This window comes from Pantoea ananatis LMG 2665 (assembly GCF_000710035.2).
Taxonomy (GTDB): domain Bacteria; phylum Pseudomonadota; class Gammaproteobacteria; order Enterobacterales; family Enterobacteriaceae; genus Pantoea; species Pantoea ananatis.
In genome coordinates this window covers 653,921-667,160 of the sequence record NZ_JMJJ01000005.1, presented here as the reverse complement: position 1 = coordinate 667,160, position 13,240 = coordinate 653,921, and the positions used below count along the sequence as shown (strand labels likewise).

Below are 13,240 nucleotides of genomic sequence, written 5' to 3'. Positions count from 1 at the left end.
CATGCACTCAGAAATGAATTTAGGCCTGTCGATTTAATCATTATTATTGCCCCAGCCCCATTCAAGATAAATTTCAACCACATTTTCTGACAATGAATGAAACTGGGGGTTATGCTAGTATATTTTATGTAAGTAAGCATATAAATTTATGGTGAACAGGATAACATGATCTTTTTAAAGCGGTCAGAGCATATATATCCTGACGCCACTCGATCAACTTCTGTCAAACAAATCATCTACATTATCATAATTATTATAAGCATTTTTCCCACGATAAAAATTCTCCCCATCCCATTCCTGATAATTTTCCACATTACGTTCTATTATTTCACTAGCATCTAAGTTGTCAATTATATCGTTAACTTCCTTATCGCTAAAATGCAAAGAGCTTCCACTTAAAAGATCTCTAATGATATCTTTCGCCCTTGACTCAATAATCTGTACATCGTCACTTCCATAATAATCGTTAAAGTCGCTGCTATCTTTAAAGAAATCGTGTACAGTATCTTCCCAATAAATAATTAGCTCATTTTTTATTTTCTCTGCTAATTCTTCTTCATCGAGAAGGGATGATAATGAAGCCAATAAATTTAAGTCCTCATAATCCATGTTATCGTTAATAGCTTGAAATGCAGCTTGTAAATATTCTTTTATTTCATCTTCATGGAGCAAAGTAGGGTTGTTTAACGCAATCCAGTAAATAATGCTCATTATTCTATGGTCGTAGTGAGTGCGAAGATCAAGTGTTGGTATAATATCATTTATAAAAAAAAGAGCTGTTGCTTTTTTTATTTCTTTATTAACCCTAAATATGTCAAGGAAGTTGCTGACGAAGTTAATGTTATAATTTATTTCTTTATCGTTTAACCCTTTGATAAACTGTAGAACTATGTCAGAAATAACGCTCTCGGGGATTATTTCCTTCAATAAAGTATTAAAGTTAAGCAATGATTCATTAGAGTTAAGTGAAAGGAAGTAGTTAGGAAGCAATTCTTGATTAAATTTTAAATTTGATATTAAACAATCTGATATTGAAGGGTTTAAAACATCATAATAAACAACATCGTTTTGGTCTAAAGTTCGTTGTAAAGTAGATTTGACGGCAAGTTTGCGACAATCGTCAAAACTTATATATTCGCTTCGCGAATGATCTAATTTTAAGATAGATAAGAATTTGTTATAAGAATAGCTAAGTTGTGTCTCGCTTATTTTTTTGTTGTTTAAAGACACTAGGTTTGTTAAGTAATAAACACATTTTGGAATTTGTTTAGTGAGCATATGCTCCCAAATTTTCGATGGGTTACTTAAACTATCAATAATATATGCCCAATATTCTTCAGGTTTAAGGCGTTTAATTTTATTTATATCAGTAATGAAAGATATGAGTCTTGGGTTATAATTTTTATGGCTAATGATTTTTCGGTAATTTTTATCTTTCCAAATTTGCTCCTTAAAGTTTTCTGGAAGTTCACTTAGCCAAATGTGGTTATATAATACTTTTGCTTTGTCAATAAGACTTGCATTTTTTATTTCGACTTCATATTCATGTTGCTCAGTATTATGAATATAAAAAAGTTCGCTTGTTCGCTTGCCTTGGTTCAATATTGTTGTTCTCGATGTAAGAACAAACTTTTTATCTTCCTTATTTTTAATTCTATTTATAAATCTTACTATTTTTGAGTCTTCTTTATTTAGCAATGCATCAAAATAGTTCCTGCCAAGAAAATCATCGTATAAGAAAAGCTGTCTGCGCTCTAAGGCGAAAACCCGTTCAGCTTCTTCAATGTCGCTTTCTACATATACAACTTCCCATTCATTCAAAGCATAATCGATACATATTTGTTCAGCAAGAGTAGTTTTACCCACCCCTGGAGCTCCGGTTATGATTAAAGTATTCAATTTTTTTAACCTATTTACAGCTATTTCAAAATCGTCTGTTTTTACATACCTATCTATATTTTCTTTTATTTTTTCAAGAACATCTCGACTTCTACCCACTACATCGTTATGAAGTACTTCTGCTAATACAGATGTACTATTTAGCCAGAGCTTGTAGTATTTCCTTTCTATCTGCTTGAATTCACCTATTTTGTGAGTTATATCGTCAAGGGATAATATGTCATCACTTCGTAAATACTCCTCTCCAAAAATTTCTATGATTTCCTTTTTCCGGTGAGGAGTTAATCCCTGACTTAATGCTAATATATATCTTGAAGGATTTAATTTTTTCACCTTTATTGCTTCATTTTTCAAGCTTAACAATAATGAATTGTATGGAGTGTTGAGATAGTGTTTGCATTGAATTATCACATTATTACTGCCTGAATAAAATCTTCCATCAACACCCCCATCTCTACCGGCCATGAATCTTTCTATATTTTGAATAGATTTATAGTCTTGCTTAATAATATCAATGACTAAGTTCTCGAATTCCTTATCATTTAACCTTGAAAAATCATAGCTGTTCATCTTAAAATCTCTATATGAATAAAAAGGATTGAGGTTTAATTAAGTTATCTTTTTATTGATTTTTATAAACTGTTTGTAGAATTAATATTTCATATTTCGCTATTGCTTTTGATATCCCACCCAGACTGGCTTTCAGCACCTTTGCCACCGCTTGCTGACTGTTCCCAGTATTGTGTTTTAACTTTTGATGCCTGGAACTGATAAGAGACCCCTATCAAGTCACGGTTTGTAGTGCCATTGAAAATGACATTGGTTATAAGAACGTCTTCAAGCGTAATGCGGCAATACTCGATTTGACTCCCTCCGGCCTTACATACCGATAGCTCTACCTTACCAATATGCTTGCCGTTAGAGACATAGCGCATTATTGCTGGAGTTGCTTTGTCTATCAGGGTCTGAACCGAGAGATCGCGGTACTGAACTTTTCCAGCACCACCTCCGCCTCCAACTGACATGTTCCCTGGCTGGTTCGCGCCCCATGTGAAAGATTCAATAGCAATCCAGCCCTTATGGTTACTGTCCAGTGATTCACCTGTAATTCCATCAATTTTTAGGAAGAGATCTGTACTCATGACTGGTCCTTTTTCTTTCCCTGAGAAGGGTAATCTGATTAAATAAACTTAACGATACGTATAATGACATAAAGGTACAGTCATGGACTACTGGAAACCAGATCGATTCAAGGATTACTTTCTGACTATGGCTCATGCTGAGGCAAATCAGCTGCTAAGCAATGCTAATCACCTTTCTCACATCTATCTTAAAGACGGATTTAATAGGTTACAGTTTCAGGATAACGTCAAAGCTTTCGTTAACGCTCAGCTTAACGTTATCCGTTCAGACTCCACTGATGATCAATGTCAGGAGTGCATCCAAAATCTCAAAAAGGAAAATGAATACCTTACGATTCAGGACAGAATGCTCAGAGCAGGCACAGCTGCGGTTCATGCTTCGGTACAATTGGTCAAGAATGGAGATTTTTGGGGCTATGTGATCAATGGCGTTGGGGTAGTGCTAAGCGGTATGCAGGTAATAGCCGGTGTATCAGTGATTGGTGCCTCACTTGCGTCAGGGACAATCATAGGTTCAGCCTTTGGAGGAATGTTGGTTCTGCATGGACTTAACGGCTTTCAGGAGTCTGTTGAAAACCTGGTGTATGGCAAAACTGATAGTGTGGGGTTACTCAAACAGGGGTATGTAGCAACAGCTGAGTTTTTGGGCTTCGATCAGAGGGTTGGGCAGTTAGCATACAGTTCAATGGATCTGGCACTGTCTCTCTATGGCATAGTACGTCTGGTACAAAAACCTGAGGCCTGGCGGCTCTACTATTTTCTTAATACCGACTACGTTCGCGGTATTAAGGAAATGAGCAGAAAAGAGCTATTCATAGAAGTCTATAATGACGCTTCAGCCATTAAATCAATCTCTGATACTTACAAAGAGTGACCATGCTTTTTCATGAATCTGTAAGCTTTAAATGCAGGTTTCAAAGGGACGAATATATATAAAATAACGAAACCTGCTACAAGCGTGATTGAATACGAAACAAGGTTTTCTTGTGTACCACTGCGAAAGGTATAGATGAGCCCTGCGAGAAGGATTGCTATTAATATCATTGCAACTATGAATCTCTTCTTTAACTGTGAAAGGAGCCAGGGATAAGGATAACCGTCTTTCTCAGCATGCTGACGTATCACAGAGACTTCTTTTGGTGTAAATCCTTCTTTTACAAGCATTTCTTCGATTTGCATTTTGTTCATAATTAGCGTCATTCATTTGTCTTACGATAGTCTGATTATAACTCATCACTTAAGCTTCATACAAACGTGACAGGCCTCTGAAAGGCTTCTGGTTTTTTATTTTTTAGAATGGTTCCATGGTGCTAACACTTGCGCATAAAATATATGCTTTTAAATTCCGGTAAAAAGTGAGATTGTTAATTATTGGATTCAATTAAGGTGATACTTTCCAGTTCCCATCACTTTTGGTGAATTTGAATTCAGCAACAGTTTGCTTCTCGCCCATCATTGGTAGAGTTATATCAGTATCCACTTTGCAAAGGTATGTCCCCTTTGACTCTGACTCCTTACATGAAACCTTCTCAGCTTTGTTCAGAGTCGTGAGCATGTCTTTGCTGTTCTCACCGAACCGTTGTCTGGCTTGCTTGTTTGTGTGGTCAATGTTTTCCTGCATAGCTTTCTGAATCTCGGAAGAGGATGGCTCGCTGTAGCAGCCGGTAAGCAAAACTGCTAAAGACAGGACTGCAACTGTTGAAATTTTATTCATTTTTTAATCCCTTATTTGATATTGATGATTATTGTGTTGCTGTGGTTTTGTTGAGTGTCTGATCAAAAATTTCACACCACCGCTTTAACTGCATTTCCGTATCGCGGATCCCGCGTTCATGGTGGAACCGGCCTTTACGGGGGTGAAATTTGATTTGCCACTCTGGGATTTCGATGTCTTTGACTTCAATGAAGAACCCTGAGTTCTCGAAGTTTTTAAGGCGGGTAAGGTTGTTGTGACCTATAGCCCCTGCCATACCCACTAAATCGAAAGCGACGATTTCTCCTCCATTAGCCAGGTGGTATCTCCAGCCTTTAACGTCACTGAACTTGTAAGCCTTTTTACGCTTACCTGCCTCGAGAGTTAGCAACTCACGATTCATATCAATGGTCATTTTGCTGTCCTGGAACTCATGGATCCACAGACCGTTGTCATTGACGTTCAGCAGGTCGATAGTCGACGCGTTTGCTCTTTTATGTGTGTATGACACATATGCCGTAAGGAGTAAGAAGAAGGCAGGTAATGTCCACATGAACAGGAACCCTGCAGTGTCTTTAGGATTTGAATCAGTCAATATCCACACAATCACCAGTACAACAATCCATAACCTGATAGAACGAAAGAACGAAGGTTTACGTACTTTCTGGTCATTCAAAGCCGCTGTATCCATTTTATATACCTTTGAGGTTATGTAATTCATAACTTGCTGATTGGTAACTGCTTTTACGACGCATTTTTGAACGAGTTCAAAACTTAAGCAAATCACTTGTACCGATCGATGATCTCCTTTTGATAGTTATTGGCTATCCTATATAGTTTATCGATCTGTAAAAACGATCAATTATTTGTGCAAATAAGAACTTAGGCTGAAAAATTGCGTTGAGACAGGAGGTTATCGAAAGGGTACTGCGGTACGTTCAGTCACTATTTTGCTGCTGCCTGGTAGGTCAGATAACTCAGGCTCAGCTGAGAGGACTGTATGAATTGTCGAAAATGAGGATTTTCTGTGAAGAAGTGTTTTGCCTGTCTTCTTCAGCATGTCTGTGAAAGCGTCCAGGTAAGGAATGCTCAGCAGCCATCTCAATACCCTTGTCATGAAGAAGTCAGTGCTTCTGGTTTGCTCGCTTAGCATACGCGTCATGTCGAGCAGTGTCTGCGCTTCGGTTGTCTCTGACGCTTCAACTACATGTTCATACATAGGAGGAGACGTAAGTTCGGATTCTAAAGCAGATGGTAATGACGGTGTAATAGCTACCTTTGTAGCTTTTAACTCTGAAGCACTCGTTTCATTATCTCCTATGGACGAAGCTTTCAAAGCATAGAGCAGAGGATTGTCACGTTCGGGTTCGTAGCTAAGCTTCTCTTGCAGTGTTGCCCACGAATACCCTTTACCGAGTTGCGAAGCTTTGAAAGCTATACCTGAGTATTCGAAGGAGAAACCATTCATACGGCCCGTGGAGGAAATGTTTGGTATGGGCGTTATGTCGTGCTCGCGAAGTGCTTCAATGAAGCGAGGAATATCATTGGCAGTTACAAGAAGCTCATCGATAGTATTCTGCAGGAAAGTCTTGGGGCTTTGCTGACCTTCGCGCTTCTCTTTCTGTTGCTCACTTCGTGATAGCCTCTTACGCTTACTGGATGGGGAAGGGCTATGTGAAGGCGAGGGACCTTTTGTTTTAGTCAGTTCATGCGCTATCTCAAGCTCCTGAATTACTCGCGTACTGATCAGGTTTTCATTCCTGCCCAGGTAAAGCTTCCCTCCAATGAGATCCACTCTGCTCGCAATGATATGAATGTGCTGGCCGGCCTCATCGTCATGTATGACATAGCAGCGTAGGTGCGTATCACTGAAACCCATGCGATTCATGTAGTCGTCAGCAAATGACACCCATTGTTTTGTCGTGAGTGATTCACCGATAGGTAGGCGAAGCGAGTTGTGCCAAACCGGTTTGGCAACGTCTGCACGAAGTGAAGCAGAAGCGCTGAACTCAGCTATCACCTCAGTTGCAGAAGCGCCCAACATATTGCCGCCGATAACAATCGGATTGGTTTTATGGTGCGTTCCAGGTTTCAACGCGTATAGAACAATTCCGGCAAAGCTCTTACCTCGTTTGATCTTCTGCATGCCCTTCATTAGAGGGGATACTCCATAGATCAGCGGTAAGTAGGCGAGAGCGAAGCTCAGTGATTTGCCGCTTTACTGCGAACAGTTCTGTCTTGGTAAGAGGGTTACATGACTGCTTTGCATTAAGGTGGTTAACAATCTCATTAAGCCTGTGATTTATCTCGCCAAACATTTTCCATGTTGCTCTGTTGATCTCAGGAACGACAGGAGGTTGGGTCTTTAACAGGCACATGCGAAGCCACTCACCCTTAGCGTGTTGCTTACGCTCTTGATCTAAAACATTTAGCTCTGAATTATTAAGTCTGACGCTGACGCAATGTATACGTAGATTCTCTACGAGGGGAGGGGGACATATATTATTCATAGGAATTCCTTTTCTAAATATAAGCATAATCCTTATGCCTAATCCATTTATATCCGATAGCTGAATTATGTCAACGGTTTGGGGTTGACCTACCTTTTACAATCGAAGAGCAGAAAAAGCAAGGCTACTCAGCTTCGCTGAGTTAGACCTTGCTTTCTAAAGGATTTACTTAATATAATCAGGCACTTCATTCTAAATAATTTTGTGATAAAATCTTCCCGCCTAATATGCCAGCGGAGGGGCCAATTTTGATCTCGTAATCAGCGAGGTCAATAATTTCTTGTCTATGCTCAATAATAATAACTGAATTAAATAATGGAGTTTTTTTATAAATGTATTCAGCAACTTTGCTTGCAGTTTCCGGATCTAATCCAGCTACAGGCTCATCTACAATAAGTATTTTTTTTGTTTCTTTTTTTCTGGACAGATGCTCGCAAAGTTTTATCCTACGTAATTCACCACCAGATAATGTTTGAGTTTTGCGATTTAATTTCAAGTGTCCTAAGCCTAGAGAAACCATGGTTTCAATGTTTTTATGAAACGGTAGGTTGGACTTTTCCAATAATGAATCTAACTCTTTTATTTCTTTATTGTAAAACTCAACAATATTCAAACCGTTTACTTTTAATTCAACACCTTCGCTTTTTTTATCAAACAAACTGCCTTCACAAGTTGGGCAAGTCAAATAAATGTCTTTATCATATCCTCTTTCATACCTGATGATCCCTGTGCCATCGCAGGATTTACAACCAGCTTCTTTTGAAAGTAAAAAATTTTTTGGTTCCAAATTTGTCTCTTTGGAGTAATATTCAGCTATAAGAGTATTTATTTTTATCGTAGACGCTAAAACAGAACGTCCGCTGAAGTTTGAGGTCTTCTGTGAAACATAAATAGCATTTTCATTTTCTTCTATCACTTTTGCAATGGATGATTTTCCAGAACCAGATGGGCCAGTTAGGACAGTTAAGCAACCTCTTGGGATTTTAAATTCCTGATTAATGACATTATTTCTAGTTATTGCCTTAAATTCAATAAAATCATTTGTTTTGCGCCTCTTCAAGTCCATTTTAATTGGTGAAATGTCTTCACTCGGGCAAATGTACCCACCTTTATCACCTGCTTCGATTCCTATATGTATTTTGTAATCTGCATTATCAATGAAATACGATGAATGTTCGATTAAAACAATAGTGTTATTTAAAGAAAGTTTAATAATTTTTTCATATATTTTGGGGAAGTCTTCCCTGTTTATTTGAGCTGATATTTCATCTATGACTAATAAAATGCCAGATATGTTTGAAATGAGTAATCGACTAAATCTAAGCTTTTGTAATTCGCCGCCTGATAAACTAGGAATTGAACGTGAAAAATTAAGGTACCCTAAGTTCATTTCACAGATTGATTGAAGGATCTTTTTGATTTCATCAGTTTCAGGAATGCTAGATATTCTCTCTAAGATGTCTGAAAAAGAGAGCGTCATAAATTCCAGCATATCAAATCCAAGAACACGGATGTTATTTTTACTATAATAGTTAAGATTAACTCTTGATCCGTGACATTCTGTACAGGTATTTTTTATAGTTGAATTTACAAGTGATTTTTGGCCTACCAATCTTTGAGCAAAGATCATCACACCTTCATAATATGCTCGCCTTTGTCTTGTTGAACCTTTATATTTAAATTTAAAAGCTAATCTCGATTCCGATACACCATAGAGAATTTTTCTCTTTACAGTTTCAGAAAGATTCTTGTAAGGGATTGATATGTTAATATTTTCAAGTTGGCAATAAGATAGTAACAAATTATGATATAAACCTGAAAAAGTCCCTGTCCTCCAAATAGAAAAGGGTTTTTCTTCAATACTTAGATTTTCATTAATAATTGCATTTGAATTAATAGAGGATATTTCACCTAGGCCTTTGCAAACAGGGCACTCATTATCAGGCTTGTTAATTTTTAGGAATTTGAAGTTTGGAATATGTTTACTGTTTTTCTTTGCAAGAAACGATAATGTTTGCGGAATGTTCAAATATGAATACAAAGTAGATCTAGGGTTGTTATTATTATTCGATTGCGCAATGGCTATTGCCGGTATAATACCAGCGTAACTTTCTATTTCGTATTCGTGATTTTCTCCATAACCATTCTCTAATGCGTCAAATTCATCACTACATAGTTTATATAGGCTAGAAAATGCGAGTGAACTTTTCCCAGCTCCTGACCGACCATAAATTGCTGTTATTTTGTTTTTATATATTTCAATATCTATATTTTTTAAATTATGTGTAGACACGCCATTAAGTCGGATACTATTCATTAGATCACTCTCCGCACCATTCACATTTAGGATTTCTAGTTATATCCATAATCTGCATACTAAAATCTATTGAATTGAATTCTATCCTTTTGTTCGTTTGCTGTAACATATCATATCTGTTGATAAGAATCTTGAATGCATCTAGAGAAGCCAAGCTTGCTGCTATTCCAGATAGAGGTGAGAAAGAACCAAGCTTGCGATTATTTCTATTTAAAGCTTTTACGTTTTTCAAATCATCGTCGTTAATTGAATTTAAAGCTGTTTTAAAACAATCGAAGCAAGCACTTTGGAATGGAATTATAGTCTGGCCAATTAATGTAAGATGCAAATTATAACCACCACCAACAATATGCGGGATATTATGATTCATGGCATATTTAGCGATAATTCTACTTGTTGCATCAACACTTGGCTCATCAGAACAGTTTATTATCAAATCTATGTTATTTGGTAATTGAGTTACTTCAAAAAAATCGGAAGTTAAAAACTTCGAAATAATAATAGCATTAATGTCTGGGTTAATATCTTTTAATTCTTTTTTCAAAACCGTGGCTTTATCTAAACCAACATGACTTTCAAAGTAATATTGTCGATGAAGGTTGCTCAAGTCAACGATGTCACTATCAACCAATATTAAATTACTTACATGATTTTTAGCTAAATAAGCAGAAATGATACTACCTACGGCACCTAATCCAATGATCATTACTGTCGAATTTTTTAGCCTCTCTACTGCTTTAACAACGTCACTTGTAGAATGGAAATAATCCTCTAGTAAATTAATTAGGCGGTAATCACTTTCCAATAGTTCGATAGGGTAAGGCATGTCTTGTTGAATGAGAATAAACTGTTCTTTCAAATAGGAAGCTAATTTATTCAATTGTTTTACATCAATAAACCCATGCTTTTCTGAAATTTTTTCAATGGATGTCTTACCATCAAACTGATTTAAAAGATTAACAATGTCAGGGAAATTAATTTTTAATGAAAGATTTTCACGAGTATTTGATTTAAAGAAATCTATGCCGGATTCATGAGATATTATCCCAATGCTTTCTCGTAATCTTAGCTTATCTATTACACACATTACAATCACCTTGCTTTGATAATATAAAGCTTGTTAGGTCACCGCTATTTGGAAGATATTCATAACGGATGGTTGAATAATTATATTGAGAGTCTTCCGACAAGAAGTGAATTATTTTGAAAGTGCTTAAAAATGCTGAGTACCCGCTCATCGAAGCTATGCCACCAGGACCACCGATGACATATTCCGTAAGTATATCATTTTTATTGTTAAAGTCGCTCACTAAAGGTTCAATATTATCTGTCCTGCTATATATTGGTTTCCAGTCACTTAATGCATTACTGAATGTCTTTTGAATGCAATCTATACAGGGGGTATTGGGAGGATAGACTAACTCTCCAGAACTCATCAGGTGAGCATCAAATCCGCCCGAAACGTATAAAGCAATATTTTTCTTTTGAAGAAATCGTCCTAACTTTACAGATGTGTGACCTATATAAGGTTCATCGCAACCATTAATTACAAGATTAACGTCCTGATCAATCCATTTAGATAAATTGGAATTAGGTAAAAGTTTTTCATGGTAAAATTCTATTTTAATTCTTGAGTCTATTTTCATTAAATAATTAGCTAAGACCTCAGCTTTATTTTTACCTATATCTGAGACTCTTGAAAAAATATGCCTGCTTAAATTAGACTTTTTGAAATTTTTAAAGTCGACAAGAATGAAATTTAGGATGCCAGCTCTTGCTAAGTTTTCTGCTATATTCCCCGTAACGGCTCCGCAACCTATTATTGCGACTTTTTTCGACTCTAATATTTCTTGTGTTTCATGCCCTTTCCTGTCAAATATCATATCATCAAGGTAGGCAATTTGCCGAGCATACCGAGACTTTGCATCAACGTTTTCATTGTCTTCAGTAATCAAATGTTGACCTAAAAGAAATTCAATTAGATTTTTAGCTGAATATTGTTCGAATGCCCCTAACATAGTTAGTATTTCTTGGACTGATTTTCTTCCATCTAACAAAGCTAAAAATTCAGCAATTGTTTTTGATGTAACGATTTCTACTTTTTCACGAGTAGTCATTCTATGAAAAGTAATTCTAACTTTTTCATCTTTCAGTTCAGTAACGTATACATCCACTGTGTGTTGTAAATAAAATTTTTTATTTAACATAATGTATTGATTTAAGTGTGGTTAAAAGTTCAGCCCATTTATGACTGCAAAATGGGCTGGAGTGATTAGTATTGTAATACACCTGCATTCATTTGTAAGTATTGATCCCAAGCATCCATTCCAGATTCAGTTTCCGACCCGTTTTCAATACCCCGACAATTTTTTGCTGTGCAGTATGTTGAACAGCAAGTACTAGTACCGTTAGTCTTACAACCCGCACTGTTTTGAGCTATAACATTCTTTTTTATTACTTCAAAGGTAAGATCTAAAAGCTGGCTCATTTTGAATATCCTTCAATGAATATTAAAGTGTAAAAGAAAATATAGAATAAACTCAACGCTAATCTCGGTCAACTATATTTATCTAAGTAATGATGATTTCAAAGGATTGTTTATAGGTTATTGTCATGAGATTACAGGAACTTTATCAAAAGATTATTTGATAAATATCATATAGTAGTAATTTATAGCCAGTAAACCATAGAATAGAGTGCGATATTTTCCCTGCTTGCTTATGTATGGTGTTCTCTAAGGACGGCACGAACAGCAATAAAGCATATCTGTAAACATTTAGACAACCAATGAAATTCATGAATTTTTAACTCTAAATATTTTCCATGAAATAAAAATTGATATTAACTATAGCTTATTGTATTGAAAAATATACGGCAATTCATTGATTCAAAATGTCCGGAATCTCTCAGGTTATAGTTGTTAAAAATAGCTTCAAAGAAATAAAGAAACCCGACTCATGTATGCTTTAAATGCGTTTAGGTTGAAATCTACAGAGTATTTAAATGGCCTCCGATAAGATATAACTATTAATTTGATGTACTGGCGGAGATGCTTTTAATATTTACGGGGTAATAAAAAGTCTGCCGATTTTACTTTTAATATTTCCTTAATATTGGGTTGGCTAACCAAGTTTTTATTAACGTGTCAAAAATTTTTTATAGGGGCACTTTTACGGTTTGGCATAATTTTATTCAAAGTGTATGAAGGTCACCAATAAAAGAGAGCATATTTTTAATGTAATGAAGGGTTTGAATAATAATTTTTTAAAGCATTACAGTCCCCATTTTGCTTTGTTTTTTGTGACTATAAATACAATTGTACTATTTTCTTATTTTTTGTTGACAGTTTTAAATTTGATGTTATCTATTAATCAATCATTTTATTAAATAATTGATTATCAATAAAGCTTAGGTGCTCTTCAATAGGAGAATTTATGAAAATTTTTTTTATTTTTATTAAAAGTGAATTTTATAGATTGATTTTTTTTATTGTTTATCTCTCTTTTTTTGTTTCGGGTCTTGCTGGATATAATAAAAGCGTATCTCTTATCAGTATAATTGCATCTTGTTTACTTGCTGCTACAGTTATGCTTTTTCCTTTTTTTATAATTTATTGCTTCGTTCCACTTTACCAAAAGTTTGAAGAAATTGTTTTTTTTAAAGTGTATTAAATTTTCCA

At 35.7% G+C, this 13,240-nt stretch carries 11 protein-coding genes; 1 reads left to right on the top strand and 10 read right to left on the bottom strand.

The window, feature by feature from the left end; genetic code table 11:
- Window positions 1-213: 213 nt before the first annotated feature.
- Together EL29_RS10985 and EL29_RS10980 are read right to left on the bottom strand one after the other, a co-directional pair.
- Window positions 214-2,469 (bottom strand): nSTAND3 domain-containing NTPase, encoded by a 2,256-nt coding sequence (locus EL29_RS10985; protein ID WP_028715378.1) that lies wholly within the window; start codon window positions 2,467-2,469, stop codon window positions 214-216.
- Between the two features lie 89 nt (window positions 2,470-2,558).
- Entirely contained in the window at window positions 2,559-3,041 is a 483-nt protein-coding gene (locus tag EL29_RS10980) for an Hcp family type VI secretion system effector (protein ID WP_028715377.1), read from the bottom strand.
- A gap of 82 nt (window positions 3,042-3,123) precedes the next feature.
- On the opposite strand from EL29_RS10980, the gene EL29_RS10975 reads away from it, so the two are divergent.
- A complete protein-coding gene (locus EL29_RS10975; RefSeq protein WP_028715376.1) occupies window positions 3,124-3,915 on the top strand; it encodes a DUF4225 domain-containing protein in 792 nt (263 codons plus the stop codon).
- Here the strand turns inward: EL29_RS10975 and EL29_RS10970 are convergent.
- The 8 genes from EL29_RS10970 to EL29_RS10935 form a co-directional block, all read right to left on the bottom strand.
- A complete protein-coding gene (locus EL29_RS10970; protein WP_152548267.1) occupies window positions 3,903-4,229 on the bottom strand; it encodes a hypothetical protein in 327 nt (108 codons plus the stop codon). The genes EL29_RS10975 and EL29_RS10970 overlap by 13 nt on opposite strands.
- 193 nt (window positions 4,230-4,422) lie before the next feature.
- On the bottom strand, window positions 4,423-4,755 hold the full coding sequence (locus EL29_RS10965) for a hypothetical protein (RefSeq protein ID WP_028715374.1): 333 nt from the start codon (window positions 4,753-4,755) through the stop codon (window positions 4,423-4,425).
- Between the two features lie 28 nt (window positions 4,756-4,783).
- The gene (locus EL29_RS10960) at window positions 4,784-5,425 is read right to left on the bottom strand and encodes a DUF4755 domain-containing protein (protein ID WP_033766020.1); all 642 of its coding nucleotides are present in this window, start codon (window positions 5,423-5,425) and stop codon (window positions 4,784-4,786) included.
- A gap of 222 nt (window positions 5,426-5,647) precedes the next feature.
- Window positions 5,648-6,889, bottom strand: a complete 1,242-nt coding sequence (locus EL29_RS10955) for a relaxase/mobilization nuclease domain-containing protein (protein ID WP_050442532.1) — start codon at window positions 6,887-6,889, stop codon at window positions 5,648-5,650.
- 542 nt (window positions 6,890-7,431) lie between these two features.
- The gene (locus EL29_RS10950) at window positions 7,432-9,561 is read right to left on the bottom strand and encodes an ATP-binding cassette domain-containing protein (RefSeq protein ID WP_028715372.1); all 2,130 of its coding nucleotides are present in this window, start codon (window positions 9,559-9,561) and stop codon (window positions 7,432-7,434) included.
- 4 nt (window positions 9,562-9,565) lie between these two features.
- Window positions 9,566-10,648, bottom strand: a complete 1,083-nt coding sequence (locus EL29_RS10945) for a HesA/MoeB/ThiF family protein (RefSeq protein WP_028715371.1) — start codon at window positions 10,646-10,648, stop codon at window positions 9,566-9,568.
- A complete protein-coding gene (locus tag EL29_RS10940) occupies window positions 10,632-11,768 on the bottom strand; it encodes a HesA/MoeB/ThiF family protein (protein ID WP_028715370.1) in 1,137 nt (378 codons plus the stop codon). Before EL29_RS10940 ends, EL29_RS10945 begins: the two co-directional genes overlap by 17 nt.
- A 65-nt stretch (window positions 11,769-11,833) precedes the next feature.
- Window positions 11,834-12,049 (bottom strand): hypothetical protein, encoded by a 216-nt coding sequence (locus tag EL29_RS10935; RefSeq protein ID WP_071999622.1) that lies wholly within the window; start codon window positions 12,047-12,049, stop codon window positions 11,834-11,836.
- Window positions 12,050-13,240 lie beyond the last annotated feature (1,191 nt).